General features: G+C 66.8%; 12 protein-coding genes. 4 read left to right on the top strand and 8 right to left on the bottom strand.

The features are described from left to right. Positions 1-3: 3 nt before the first annotated feature. Both ACQP1O_RS23610 and ACQP1O_RS23615 read right to left on the bottom strand, forming a co-directional pair. A complete protein-coding gene (locus ACQP1O_RS23610; protein WP_433560662.1) occupies positions 4-1,113 on the bottom strand; it encodes a winged helix DNA-binding domain-containing protein in 1,110 nt (369 codons plus the stop codon). Between the two features lie 246 nt (positions 1,114-1,359). Beyond that, positions 1,360-2,526, bottom strand: a complete 1,167-nt coding sequence (locus tag ACQP1O_RS23615) for a thiolase family protein (protein ID WP_433560663.1) — start codon at positions 2,524-2,526, stop codon at positions 1,360-1,362. A gap of 187 nt (positions 2,527-2,713) precedes the next feature. On the opposite strand from ACQP1O_RS23615, the gene ACQP1O_RS23620 reads away from it, so the two are divergent. After that, positions 2,714-3,385 (top strand): YoaK family protein, encoded by a 672-nt coding sequence (locus ACQP1O_RS23620; RefSeq protein ID WP_433567765.1) that lies wholly within the window; start codon positions 2,714-2,716, stop codon positions 3,383-3,385. A gap of 71 nt (positions 3,386-3,456) precedes the next feature. After that, positions 3,457-4,044, top strand: a complete 588-nt coding sequence (locus tag ACQP1O_RS23625; protein WP_433560664.1) for an HdeD family acid-resistance protein — start codon at positions 3,457-3,459, stop codon at positions 4,042-4,044. A gap of 75 nt (positions 4,045-4,119) precedes the next feature. On the opposite strand, the gene ACQP1O_RS23630 is transcribed toward ACQP1O_RS23625, so the two are convergent. From ACQP1O_RS23630 to ACQP1O_RS23650, 5 genes are read right to left on the bottom strand one after another with little or no spacing between them, the layout of a single operon-like run. Beyond that, the gene (locus ACQP1O_RS23630; protein ID WP_433560665.1) at positions 4,120-4,998 is read right to left on the bottom strand and encodes a phosphoribulokinase; all 879 of its coding nucleotides are present in this window, start codon (positions 4,996-4,998) and stop codon (positions 4,120-4,122) included. Between the two features lie 46 nt (positions 4,999-5,044). Further along, entirely contained in the window at positions 5,045-6,121 is a 1,077-nt protein-coding gene (locus tag ACQP1O_RS23635; protein WP_433560666.1) for a class 1 fructose-bisphosphatase, read from the bottom strand. A 16-nt stretch (positions 6,122-6,137) separates the two neighbouring features. Further along, the gene (locus ACQP1O_RS23640; protein WP_433560667.1) at positions 6,138-7,208 is read right to left on the bottom strand and encodes an AAA family ATPase; all 1,071 of its coding nucleotides are present in this window, start codon (positions 7,206-7,208) and stop codon (positions 6,138-6,140) included. 25 nt (positions 7,209-7,233) lie between these two features. Then, positions 7,234-7,656, bottom strand: a complete 423-nt coding sequence (locus ACQP1O_RS23645; RefSeq protein WP_433560668.1) for a ribulose bisphosphate carboxylase small subunit — start codon at positions 7,654-7,656, stop codon at positions 7,234-7,236. A gap of 16 nt (positions 7,657-7,672) precedes the next feature. Beyond that, positions 7,673-9,124, bottom strand: coding sequence for a form I ribulose bisphosphate carboxylase large subunit (locus tag ACQP1O_RS23650; RefSeq protein WP_433560669.1), 1,452 nt, complete (start codon positions 9,122-9,124; stop codon positions 7,673-7,675). A gap of 120 nt (positions 9,125-9,244) precedes the next feature. Here ACQP1O_RS23650 and ACQP1O_RS23655 point away from each other — a divergent pair, with 120 nt between their 5' ends. Continuing rightward, positions 9,245-10,120 carry a LysR family transcriptional regulator gene (locus tag ACQP1O_RS23655; protein ID WP_433560670.1) on the top strand — a complete coding sequence of 292 codons (876 nt, stop codon included), beginning with the start codon at positions 9,245-9,247 and terminating at the stop codon, positions 10,118-10,120. 408 nt (positions 10,121-10,528) lie between these two features. Here the strand turns inward: ACQP1O_RS23655 and ACQP1O_RS23660 are convergent, their stop codons facing one another. Next, positions 10,529-12,952 (bottom strand): serine/threonine-protein kinase, encoded by a 2,424-nt coding sequence (locus tag ACQP1O_RS23660; protein WP_433560671.1) that lies wholly within the window; start codon positions 12,950-12,952, stop codon positions 10,529-10,531. A gap of 221 nt (positions 12,953-13,173) precedes the next feature. Here ACQP1O_RS23660 and ACQP1O_RS23665 point away from each other — a divergent pair, with 221 nt between their 5' ends. Continuing rightward, positions 13,174-13,410: a hypothetical protein gene (locus ACQP1O_RS23665; RefSeq protein WP_433560672.1), complete on the top strand. Its 237-nt coding sequence runs from the start codon at positions 13,174-13,176 to the stop codon at positions 13,408-13,410. Positions 13,411-13,490: the final 80 nt, after the last annotated feature.

The following is a 13,490-nucleotide window of genomic DNA, read 5'->3' on the forward strand; positions in this document are numbered from 1 at the left end:
GGTTCAGGCTGCGCGAACTGTCGTGGCGGGCTGGCCGGTGGCCTTGGCGATGCGGGGTAGTTCAGCGGTGATCTGGGCAGTGGGGATGGGTGCGCCGTCGAACATGGAGACGGTCAGGTCGCCCTTGTCGAGGTCCCAGGTTCCGGTGATCCGGCCGCCGGTCAGGACGAGTGGGGAGATCCAGCCGGCGGTGCGGCTGACCTTGGCGCGGTGGTCGCCGGGGAGGAGGGCGGTGTCGCCGGTACCGGGGCCCAGGACGTACTGGTCGAACTGGCCGAGGAGGTGGACCGCGGAAGTTGGTTCGATCCCGGCGAGTTCGTCGAGGTGGGCTGTGAGAAAGTAGCCGGGGCGGCCCTCGACGTCGATCTCCGTCAGCTCGTTGCCGAGGTCCGAGAACCAGCGGCGCACAGTCGGTTTGCTCAGAAAGCCGCGAGTCAGCCAGGTATTGAAGATCTCCGGGGTGGCGGGGCCGTAGGCGCCGAGGTAGGCGCGGATGATGGTGGGCGCGGCGGCATCCGGGTCGGGAACGCCGGACCAGCCGGGGATGACGTGCGCGGGATTGGTGAAGGTGACCGACGTGCCGCGGGACGGGCCGTGGCACAGCGCGCCCTGCCAGGCCAGGGGCTTCAGCATCGAACCCCAGCCGGAGCGCAGATGCTCCTCCAGCGGCTGGAATCGCCGCTCGGCGATCAGCTCCGCGACCAGTTCGTCGCGAGTCAGCACGTGCCCGTCGAGGATGTCACCGACCGCCTCGACCAGCGCCGCCACATCGTCGGGTGTCGCCCCGGACGCCCTCGTCCACGCGGGCTTCTCCCACGTCCGTGCCGACGCCATGAGCGACAACGCCGCGGCCCCCTGCTCCGGTGTCAGCGCGTGCAGCGTGCCACGCATCGCCCACGTCTTCATCAGCGCGCCCTCCCCCAGCGCCGCCACCACCGCACCGGGCTCACCGGCTGAACGCCTCAGCGCCACAGCGGTTTCCGCCGCCGACGTCACCTGAGCCTGCACCCCGCACAGCCGCTCGACCACGGCCACGGCATCGCTCTTGGCCCGCGGATCCACGAATTGCCGCTGGACCCGCCAGCTGAACACCTGATCCCACGAAACCTTCACAACGCCTCCGCCCATCCCACGCGCTGCCCGCGCGACCGACGTCAGCCTACGGCCGGTCTGCGACAGTGCCGGCGATATCCCGTGCCCGAGAAGCCATCCGGCGTGCAGCGCGCGGGCACCCGATGCGCTGGCGGGCGGCGGCGAAAGGGCCGCGTCGTCGAGGCCTCCGGGCCGACGAGGGCGGCACCTGCCCTGTCGGCCTCGGCCCGGTCGCCGCCGATCGCGCCCGCGAGGCGAGGCGCGAACTCAGAGGCGCTCGATGATGGTGGCGTTGGCCAGGCCGCCCGCCTCGCACATGGTCATGAGGCCGTAGCGGCCGCCGGTCTGCTCGAGGTGGTTGAGCATGGTGGTGAGAATGCGGATTCCGGAGGCGCCGAGGGGGTGGCCCAGGGCGATGGCGCCGCCGCGCGGGTTGAGCTTGGCCGGGTCGGCGCCGAGCTCGTGTGCCCAGACCAGCGGCACGGGTGCGAACGCCTCGTTCACCTCGTAGACGTCGATGTCGTTGATGGACAGTCCCGCTCGCGCCAGCACCTTGCGGGTGGCCGGGATGACGGCGGTGAGCATGAGCAGCGGGTCGTCACCGGTGACCGCGAAGGAGTGGAAGCGGGCGCGCGGCTTCAGGCCGAGCTGGGCGGCCTTCTCCTCGCTCATGATGAGCGCCGCCGACGCGCCGTCGGTGAGGGGTGAGGAGTTGCCGGGGGTGATGGACCATTCGATTTCGGGGAACCGGGCCTTGAATTCGGCGTCCACGAAGGCGGGCTTCAGCCCGGCCAAGCCCCCGACGGTGGTACTGGGGCGGATGGTCTCGTCGGCGGTGAGCGATCCCGCCGGGACCAGTTCGTTGTCGAAGCCTCCGGATGCCGCGGTGGCGGCGGCCAATCGGTGCGAGCGCGCCCCGAATTCGTCGAGCGCGGTCCGGTCGAACTTCCAGCGCGCGGAGATCACCTCGGCGGAAATGCCCTGCTGCACAAGCCCGTCCGGGTACCGGTGCGCGATCGGCCCGCGGTTGGCGTCGCGGCCCTGGGCGTTGGAGAACATCGGCACCCGCGACATGGATTCCACGCCGCAGGCGATGGCGATGTCGTAGGCCCCCGCGATGACGCCCTGCGCCGCGAAATGGGCGGCCTGCTGTGAAGATCCGCACTGCCGATCCACCGTTGTGGCGGGGACCGCTTCCGGGAAGCCTGCCGCCAGCACCGCGGTGCGGGAGATATTGAAGGCCTGCTCGCCGCTCTGGGTGACGCAACCGCCGATCACATCATCGACCAGCGCGGGATCGATCCCGGTGCGCTCGACCAGGTTGCCCAGCACGCCCGAGAGCAGTGTCGCCGGATGCACTTCCGACAGGCCGCCACCGGTTTTCCCCTTCCCGGAGGGGGTGCGGACAGCGTCGACGATGACGGCGGAGGTCATGACTTCTCCTCGTTCCCAATGGACATTCCAGCTGCGAATACTGGTTAACATACGCACTGTACCGCACCGGCGGTGCGGGCGTCACCGGCGCGAATCTTCGCCTCCGGGGCGGCATGTCTCGGATTGCTAGCCTGTTGCTGTGACTGCGACCGGCAAGCAACCCCACGAGCCCTTCTGGGATCTCGAGATGCGGCTGTCCGCGGTGCTGTCAATGCTGGCGGGATTCATCGGCGCTGCCGCGTACGCTCACTCGGAGGGCTATTTCGTCACCTTCATGACCGGCAATACGGAACGCTCGATTCTCGGCAACTTCGCCGGCGACCCGACCCTGGCCGGCGGCGCGGCCGCGATCATCATCTGCTTCCTGGCCGGCGTCTTCATCGCCTCGATCTGCCGCCGGTACTGGTGGACCAACCATCCGCACGGCGCGACCATGCTCACCACCGGCGCGCTGCTGCTGGCGGCCATCGTGGACGCCCTGCTCGGCGAGCGTGGCATCGGCCTGGTCCCGATCCTGTTCGTCGCCTTCGGCATGGGCTCGCTCAACACCTCCTTCGTCAAGAACGGCGAGGTCTCCATTCCGGTCAGCTACATCACCGGCACCTTGGTGAAACTCGCGCAGGGCGTCGAGCGACACGTCTTCGGCGGCGGCACTGTCCGTGACTGGCTCGGCTATGCGACGCAATATGTTTCGTTCAGCACGGGCGCGCTCATCGGTGGCCTGGTGTCGCTGGTGGTGAACGGTTCCTCGATGCTCAATGCCGCAGTCGTCGGTTCATTGCTGGTCGCCGGATACACCTGGCGGGCCGACATTCGCTGGGTGCGGCGCATCGCGCGCCTCAGCGCCGACGACGAATGAGTCATGTCACAGCCGCGCAACACTTGGCTAATTGATCGCAAACGGCCCGAACGGGTCATATTCTGCTGAACATGACAACCAGCAAAGAGGGAGTTTACGAAGGGCCGGTCCATGCACTGGCCCGCAGCGCGTGGCAGTCGATCCTGGTCACCGGCCTTCTCTCGGTGGTGCTGGGCATCCTGGTGCTGGTGTGGCCCGGACCCACCCTGGTCGTCGCCGGTGTCCTGTTCGGCATCTACCTGCTCGTGTCCGGTGTTTTCCAGCTGATCGCGGCCTTCGGAATGCACATCAGCACCTGGATGCGGGTGCTGTCCTTCATTACCGCCATCCTGTCGTTCATCCTGGGCTTCTTCTGCTTCCGCAACGAGTTCCAGGCCATCGGCCTGCTGGCCCTGTGGATCGGCATCACCTGGATCTTCCGTGGCACCGCGGTGCTGGTGGCCGCGATGTCCGATGCCGCCCTCCCGGGCCGGGGCTGGCAGATCCTGTTCGGCATCCTGCTCATCGTCGGTGGTGGTCTGCTGATCGTCGAGCCGTTCCGCTCGATCACGGCGCTGGTCGTGGTGGTCGGCTGCTGGCTGATCGCCATCGGCGTCTTCGAGGTGGTCTCGGCCTTCCAGGTGAAGAGCCGCGCCAAGAATGTGCCCGCGGGCGTCTGATCCGGTTCGATCCGCGGAACCCACGGCGGTCGCCCTCTCCGGGCGGCCGCCGTTTCTCGCGCGGCACAACCTGGATCAGCGCAGCCGCTTGGGCCGCTTGTCCATCAGCCGCAGGATCAGCGGCGTGAAGATGAGCTGCATCGCCAGGTCCATCTTCCCGCCCGGCACCACGATGCTGTTGGGCCGCGACATGAACGAATCGTGCAGCATGGACAGCAGATACGGGAAGTCGATGACCTTCGGATCGGCGAAGCGGATCACCACGAAACTCTCGTCCGCGGTCGGAATGGTCCGGGCGGTGAAGGGATTCGAGGTGTCCACCGTGGGCACCCGCTGGAAGTTCACGTAGGTCCGCGAGAACTGCGGGCAGATGTGCTTCACGTAGTCGGGCATGCGCCGCAGGATGGTGTCGATGATGGCCTCGCTGGAGTAGCCGCGTTCGGTCTTGTCGCGGTGCACCTTCTGAATCCACTCCAGATTGATGATCGGCACCACACCCACCAGCAGATCGGCATAGCGGGCCACGTCGACGCCGTCGCCGACCGCCGCCCCGTGCAGGCCCTCGTAGAACAGCAGATCGCTGCCCGGCGACAGCTCCTCCCACGGCGTGAACGTGCCCGCCGGCTGCCCGAAGGGTTTGGCCTCGTCGTCATCGTGCAGGTAGCGCCGCACCGCGCCCACGCCGGTCTCCCCGTACTCGCGGAACAACGACTCCAGTTCGGTGAGCAGGTTCGCCTCCGGCCCGAAATGCGAGAAGGTCAGATTGCGCCGCTGTTCAGCCTCGGCCATGGCCAGCTTCATCTCGTTGCGGTCGTAGCGATGGAACGAATCCCCTTCCACGATCGCCGCGCTGATTCCCTCGCGGCGGAATATCTCCTGGAAGGTTCGCGTGACGCTGGTCGTCCCCGCACCGGACGACCCGGTGATCGCGACCACGGGATGTTTGACCGACATGGCACCTCCTCGATTGCCGGACAACAGCTTTCACACCCCCGGCGGGTCAGTGCCGGGACGCGCGGAACAGGGAGCGGGAACCGAAGAGCGAGGCGTCGAAGCTGGGCCCCTCCTCCGGTTCGCGGTGATAGCGCTCGATCCGCTCGACCTCGTTGCGGGAGCCGAAGATGAACGGGATCCGCTGGTGCAGCTCCTCCGGCCGCACATCCAGCACCCGCTCGTGCCCGGTGCTGGCCGCGCCCCCGGCCTGTTCGACGATGAACGCGATCGGATTGGCCCCGTACAGCAGCGAGACCCGGCCCGGGCGTTCGGGATTGCGGGTATCGCGCGGATACATGTAGAGCCCGCCGCGGGTCAGGATGTGGAAGGTGTCGGCCACCAGCGAGGCGACCCAGCGCATATTGAAATCCCGTCCGCGCGGGCCGTCCACGCCTTCGAGGCATTCGTGGACGTAGCGCCGGACGGGGCGTTCCCAGAACCGCTCATTGGCGGCATTGATCGCGAAACCGGAAGTGTCGTCGGGGATTCGCATGCGCGGATGGGTGAGCACGAACGCACCCACCTCGCGGTCCAGCGTGAACCCGTCCACCCCGTTGCCGGTGGTGAGCACCAGCATGGTCGCGGGCCCGTACAGCGTGAAGCCTGCGCACACCTGCTGGACTCCCGGCTGGAGGAAGTCGGTGCCGACGGCCTCGCGCCCGTCCTCCGGAGCGCGCAGCACGCTGAAGATCGTTCCCACCGGCAGATTCACGTCGATATTGCTGGACCCGTCCAGCGGATCGAAGGCCAGCAGATACTTCCCGCGTCGGTACTCGGTCGGCACCTGATGGCATTCGCGCATCTGCTCGGATACCAGCGCCGCCAGCGGTCCGGTCCACTGGCTCTCGGCCACCATGATGTCGTTGGCGATCGCGTCCATCTTCCGGTGCACGGTGACCGGCAGATTCTCGGCATCGGCAGCGCCCAGGGAGCCGACGATCGCTCCCCGGGTCACTTGATTCCCGATGATCTTGGTCGCGGTGGCGACCACGTTCAGCAGCGCCGAGAACTCCCCGGACGATCCGGGATGCCGGTGCTCCTGCTCGATGGTGTAGCGGGTGAGGGTCTTCAATCCTTCGGGCACAATCGCTCTCAATTCGTCATGGAGGGGCCCCCTCGTCGGCGAGGGCGTCCGCGAACACACTGCTGCCGAGGACATCGCTGTCCGTCAGGGTGATCAGATCCGTACGACCGACCGGCCGGTGCAGTTCGACCAGGCGTTTGGCCTGCCGCAGCCGGCAGCGATCGAGGGCATTGCGCACGCTGCGGGCATTGGCGAAGCGGGGGCGGGCCATGCGCAGCTTCAGATAGCGCGAGAAAGCCTGTGCGGCTTCCGGATCGAAGCGGAAGTTCTCCTGGCGCACCATGAGTTCGGCGATGGCCATGAGCTCGTCGTGGGTGTAGTCGGGGAACTCGATGTGATGGGCCACCCGGGAGGACAGGCCGGGATTGGCGGAGAAGAAGGTCTCCATGCGGTCCGGATAGCCGGCGAAGATGACCACCAGGCTGGTGCGCTCGTTCTCCATCTCCTGCAGCAGGATCTCGATGACCTCCTGCCCGTAGTCGCGCTCGTTCTCGGGACGGAACAGGTAGTAGGCCTCGTCGATGAACAGCACTCCCCCGGCGGCCTTGGCGAGGGCCTCCTTGGTCTTGGGTGCGGTGTGACCGATGAACTGGCCGACCAGATCATCGCGGGTGACGGTGTGCACCTTGGGTTTCCGGATGTACCCGAGGGCGTGCAGCATCTCGGCCATGCGCAGGGCAACCGTCGTCTTCCCGGTGCCGGGCCCGCCGGTGAAGCTCATGTGCATGGTCGGGCGGGTAGCCTGGAGCCCGAAACGCTGACGGGCGCGATCGATCAGCAGCAATGCGGCGATTTCCCGTACGCGGCGTTTGACGTTCGCCAGACCCACCAGTTCCGCGTCGAGGCGGGCGAGAGTGTCCTCGACGTCCTTGCCCGCGACATCTGTCGACAGATCCAGCAGGGCGTCGTCGGCGAGCGGGGACAGGTGGTCGGCCGCCGAATCCTCCGGTCGGGGAGGACCATCGGCGGCCGTACCGCGCACCGGTGCGGGGCTCGTGGCCCCGGGCCGATGCATCTGGAACCCGCCCACCGGGCGGCCGGCTGCAGGCTGCCGGCCGCCCGGTACCGCGGGGCGTTCCGCGCTCACGATATCCTCCTGTTCCGAAAGCTGTTCAGCCGCCATACCTTTGGCCCGGACTGTCGTCGAGTGCATAGGCGTGGAAGCCGTAGTGCTGACGGCGGTCGTCGGACTCGGTCCGGTCGAGGCGGAAACCTGGCTCGCGGGCCGGGCGCTGCACGAGGAAACTCAGCGCCGTGGTCTGCCGGCCGTAGGAGGCGTCATAGGCGTTCACGCGAATGTAGTGGCGCGGGAACGTCGCCCGGCAGGCGTTGATCTCGGCGAGCACCCCGTCGGGCTCGTCCAGATCGAACAGCGGCAGGCCCCACATCTCCCAGTAGTTGTTGCGCGGGTGCGGATCGTCGGTGTACTCGATGGACACCGGCCAGTTGTTCAGTAGGGCGTAGCGGACCTGGGCGGCGATCTCGGTGTCGTCGAGATCCGGCAGGTGCGAGAAGGTGCCTTGGCGCAGATGCATGGGGATTCCTCGAATTTCAGCGGGAGGCCGTCGGGACGGCGTCGGGGGCGTCGGTGGAGGTGTAGTCGAAGGTGACATCACCCCAGGTGGCGAGCGCGACATCGAGCGGGCGGCAGATCTCGGCGGCGCGACGCAGCACGTCGGGGCCCTCCTTGAGCAGATCGCGACCCTCGTTGCGTGCCTTGACCACTGCTTCGAGGGCGACCCGGTTGGCTTCCGCGCCCGCGGCGATGCCCATCGGATGGCCGATGGTGCCGCCGCCGAACTGGAGGATGGCGTCGTCGCCGAACAGGTCCAGCAGCTGGTGCATCTGGCCGGCGTGAATCCCGCCGGAGGCGACCGGCATGACGCCCGGCAGGCTGGCCCAGTCCTGGTCGAAGAAGATGCCGTTGACCGGGTTCATCGGAATGTGGTTGTCGCGCAACGTGTCATAGAAGCCCTTGACGGTGTGCGGATCACCTTCCAGCTTGCCGATGACCGTGCCCGCGTGCAGGTGATCCACCCCGATCAGCCGGCACCACTTGGCCAGGACCCGGAAACTGACGCCATGGGTCTTCTGCCGGGTGAAGGTGGAGTGCCCGGCCCGATGCAGATGCAGCAGCATGCCATTGCGCCGCGCCCACTTCGACATGGACTGCATGGCGGTGTAGCCGACCGTCAAGTCCATCATGACGATGCAGCTGCCGAGCGATTTCGCGAATTCCGCGCGCTCGTACATGTCCTCCATCGTGGCGGCCGTGACATTGAGATAATGCCCCTTCATTTCTCCGGTTTCGGCGATGGCGCGGTTGACGCCCTCCATCGCGAACAGGTAGCGGTCGCGCCAGCGCATGAACGGCTGCGAGTTGATGTTCTCGTCGTCCTTGGTGAAATCGAGCCCGCCCCGGCAGGCCTCGTACACCACGCGGCCGTAGTTGCGGGCCGACAGACCGAGTTTCGGCTTCACCGTGGCGCCCAGCAGCGGGCGGCCGTATTTGTTCAGATACTCCCGTTCCATAACGATTCCGTGCGGCGGACCCTGAAAGGTCTTGACATACGCCACAGGAATACGCATATCCTCCAGCCGCAATGCCTGCAGCGGTTTGAAACCGAATACATTGCCGATCACCGAGGAAGTGAGGTTCGTGATGGAACCCTCCTCGAAGAGATCGAGATCGTAGGCGACATAGGCGAAGTACTCGCCCTTGCGGCCCGGCACCTCGTCGACGCGGTAGCACTTGCCCTGGTAGCGCTCGTGCGCGGTGAGCCGATCGGTCCAGACCACCGTCCAGGTGGCCGTGGATGATTCACCCGCCACTGCCGCGGACGCCTCCACCGGATCGACGCCCTGCTGGGGCGTCACCCGGAAGACCGCCAGGACATCGGTGTCCTTGGGCTGATAGTCGGGAGCGTAGTATCCCATCGACGCGTACGACTGCACACCCGGATCCCACCGGCTGCGCTGATCATCGACAGATCCGGCCATCATTCCTCCTGCGAACCGGGTTGGGCGGCTTGTGATTCCCAGGATGACGGGGCCGTTAACCACAAACAATTCGATTGTTTCTGTTCTCGCTCAACCTTTTCGTCAAGTTTGTTACCGTTGAGTATGGGTACGGTGAGCGCGGTGCGCATGGAAACCTTTCTCGCCGTTGCCAAGCACTCCAGCATTCGCCGCGCGGCCGCGCAGTTGCACATCACCGAAGCAGCGGCCTCCGCGGCCGTAGCACACATCGAGAAACAACTCGGCGCGAAACTCGTCGCCAAATCCGGGCGGGGTATCGCGCTCACCGAGGCCGGGCGGGTCTACGCCGACTACTGCCGCAGCATCCTCGGCTTGATGAAGGAGGCGCACGCCGCCGTCCGGGAAGCCGAGACCGGCCGGTTGCGTATCGGCGTGGTAGCGACCGCCGGCGAATACGTGCTGCTCCGGCTGCTCGCGTCCTTCCGCACCCGGTACCCGGACATCGAACTGGGCCTGTCCATCCACCCCCGCGACGTGCTGTACGTCGAATTGACCCACCACGAAACCGATCTCGTGGTCGCCGGCCGCCCACCCCGCGACGCGGGACTGGTCACCCGCGCCCGCCGCCCCTGCCAGCTCGTCGTGGTCGGCGCACCCGACGCCTGGCCCGACCCCTGCGAGGCCACCTGGCTCCTCCGTGGCAAAGGCTCCGGCACCCGCGACACCACCCTCGCCCTCTTCGACCGCCTCCAAATCCGCCCGCCCACACTGACTCTCGGCACCCACGGTGCCGCGCTGGCAGCAGCCCGCGAAGGTCTGGGCATCACCCTCATCCACTCCGACGCCGTCGCCACCGACCTGGCCGCGGGACTGCTCGAAGTCATCGAAGTCGAGGGCACCCCCCTCAACCGCCCCTGGCACGTCGTCACCACCCGCACCCCCGCCCCCGCCGCCCGCCTGTTCCTGTCCCACATAACGGATCCGGACCGGGTCGGCGACAAGGCGTTTCGCGGAGTCTGACGCGTTGTTTCGCGAATGGGATCCCACCGATCTGCAGGAAGCTCAACCGGGGGCCACGCGGGGCTTCGTTGGATTCTCGGCGACTACGGCAAACTCGGCCCACTGGATAGGATGCGAATTGGCTGAAGTGTGCGCACTCGGTGGCCGATCCAGGCAACGATGTTGTCCGCCAAGAGAATTCAGCCAGTGTCCAGTTGGTCGCAACTGGTAGTCGGCGCAGTCCCGGAGTCGGGATCGCGACACGCCCGTGTGGTGCGCTGACGTGCGACTCGAATGCGATGCATTTCGCATCTGTTGTGATTGGCGGAGGGGTTATCCGTGGGATTCGACGGTGGTGGAGCATCGGGAGCGAAACCAGACAGTTGAAGACGGGACCTCACCGTCGTCCGAGACGCAGGCCCTGTGCGCTCATAGTCGACTGGCAGCATTCGGCTCCCGCTGTCCGCCGACAGGATCCACCACACGTCTCAACGCCCCCAGATCGGACTCGATCGCCCGGAACAACACATAGACGGCGATGAAGGCAATGATCGCGCCGATGCACAACACCCTCACCTCCCCGAGCATCAATGGAATGGCGTCCGGTGGTAGCAAGGTCACCCCAGCAATCGCCAGCAAGGGCACCGCCGCCGCTACCGCGAGATAGACGGTGCAGTGCCGACCGAGTCTGCGCAGGTGCAGCGTATCGACCGTCGTGATGTCGCCCTGCGGGAGGAACATCGGATAGATACAGCGCACCATGTAGAACGTCACCAGAATGGACGGGTAGGCCACCGCGATTGCGCCGCAGACCAGCACCCCGCCCAGGATGTGCAGCAGCGCATCCCAGGTGAGCTCTTTTGTCATGAAGTGCATCGCGATCGGATAGATGATCGACGTCAGGCTCCACAGCGAAAGCGTCACCAGCACAGCACGATCACCGAAGCGCAGGGCGTCCGATCGAGCCCGGGCCAGCACCCGCGGGTCGTATTCCCGACCCTGGCGTAGCCCGCGCGAGACGATGACCAGATACCGCGACATGTACAGCAGCAACACGGCGCCCAACGGGAAGCCAACCGCGTTCGAGAGGGCTGAGGCGATCAGCCACTGGTGCTGCGCTGAAAGGCTCAGCCGGTCGATGATCAGCGTCTTGTTGTAATCGATGTTGTACGCCGATGCGAGGACGTTCGGAGTGCATATGGCCAGCACCAGCACCAGCACCGGCCACGGCCGAAGTCGCAGCCGCCAGCTGGATGGCGGCGGGTCGACCAGGTCGCGGGCGCGCTCGTCGAGGCACACTTCCAGTTGCTGGGCCAGTTCAGCGCCGTCGGCCCACCGCTTGTCGCGCTCGGACGCCAGGCACATCAGCAACACCCGGCGCAGTGCTGCCGGGCAGTCGGGCGGAATCCGTTCGAGCGCATCCGGATCCACCCCGGCGCGACGGCGCTTCAACATGGCCGCCAGCGTGGCGGCATCGCTGGGTTCACCCGCGGTGGTGTCTTCGAACGGCTTGGCGCCGGTGAGCAGCTCCCACAGCACAACGCCGAGCGAATAGATGTCGGTGCGGGTGTCGAGATCGTCGGCGGACCGGTCGTAGCCGGGGTGACAGGCCTCCAGCTGTTCCGGCGACATGTACGACAGCGATCCGCCGAAATAGGCAACCGGGTTGGCGTCGATCAGGTCGCGGCTGAAACTCACGTTGAAATCGGCGAGCTTCGGCACGGCCTCGGCGGTGAGCAGCACGTTGGCCGGTTTGACGTCGCGGTGCAGCACGCCGTGTGCGTCCGCATAGGCCAGCGCCTCGGCGAGCCGACGGCCCAGCCAGGCAACGGTCTCCGGCCATGAAAGCGTCGCGATCTGCGCGCGCACGCTGGAATCGGTCGGCCGGATCTCGCCCTTCTCCGCCATCGCCGCGTCGACCGCGTCCAGCAGCAGATGTCCGGTGCGCTGATCCGGCGCGGTGGCCCACACCCTGGGCAACACGCTCAGCAGAGTGCCGCCGGGTAGGAATTGCATGTACAGCATCCGCAGCCGATGCCCATCGGGTTCGAACTCCGGACCCGGCTGGTCCAGCAGCCGCTGATCGAAGACGCGCACGATGTAGTCGTGGTCGAGCTGTGCCAGCGTCTGCGGTTCGGTGCCGTGGTCGGCGGAGATCTTCACCGCCACAAGCCGCTGGAGCGACCGCTGCCGTGCGAGGAACACCCGCGCGAATGCGCCGCTGCCCAGCACAGTGAGCAGGTCGAAGTCGTCGATTCGATCGCCGACCACAATGCGGTCCAGGTGGGTGACCGGTGTCCCGGTGGCGTCCTGGGCGTCGCGGAGGTTGGCGGCTGTGCGGGTCGCATCCTCCAGCGAGGTGATCGAGTCAACAGAGGTCGCGGCGGTCAGTTCCATACCGCCGCGCCGGGTGCTCCGATTCCCGTCGCCGGCGTTGAGCAGCTCGCGCAGCTGCGCCGCCTGCTCGGGATATTCCCGCAGGTATTCGCCCAGATCCACCTGCTCGCCACATTGGCCGCGGATCACGAATTCTTCGTACACCAGGCTGGCCGGAATTTGCTCCAACGTCAGCTCGGGAAATTCGGAGCAGTATTCGCGCAACCGCTTGCGCCCGGGTGCGGCCGCGACGGGTTCGTGGGGGCGGCTCCCTGCCCGCAGGCGCAGCCACCGATGCCGCAGGTCGATCCGGATCAGTTCGATCAGTGCACCCAGGCGTGCATCCGGCAGATAGTCGGCGATGGCCGGCGGCTGGATATCGGCTTCCCACGCGGCAGCAAAGGCGGCCACGGCGCCGGATTCGATTCCCGCCGTTGGTCGCCCGAACCCATTCCCGGAGTCTGAACTGCAGCTCATATCGGCACCTATTGAGCCGGACCACGCACTCGTCGGTCACTGGGTCAGGCGGACACAACCGCCACCCGACACCATCATCCCCCCGAATGATGTCGGGAACCATCAGTGGTCCACCTGGGTGGGCGTTGGAATGACCTGACCTCCCATTGGCTCCCCGGCCACCGCGCTGCCCAGCACCGAGAGCGGACCGGTCGGCTCGCGCTCACTCATCGGGCAGCACGATGCCCCGTAGAACCGCGGCCCCGCGAGAGGGACTGGGCACCACCCTGATCCACTCCGACGCCATCGTCTCGGACCAGGAGGCCGGTCACCTGGAGGTGCTGGAGGTCGAGGGCACTCCCCTCACCCGCCCATGGCATGCCGTCACCACCCGCACTCCCACGCCCACGGCCCGCCTGTTCCAGTCCCATATCACCGATCCGGACCGGGTCGGCGACAAGGCGTTTCGCGGGGCCTGAGCCACATCCTCGGCGCTGCGCCGCACACCCGACCGCCTCATCGGCTGGTGGAGGCGGTCACTCCAGCGTGGTCGTCGCGA

Origin of the sequence: Nocardia sp. CA-151230 (assembly GCF_050942175.1) — a bacterium.
Taxonomy (GTDB): domain Bacteria; phylum Actinomycetota; class Actinomycetes; order Mycobacteriales; family Mycobacteriaceae; genus Nocardia.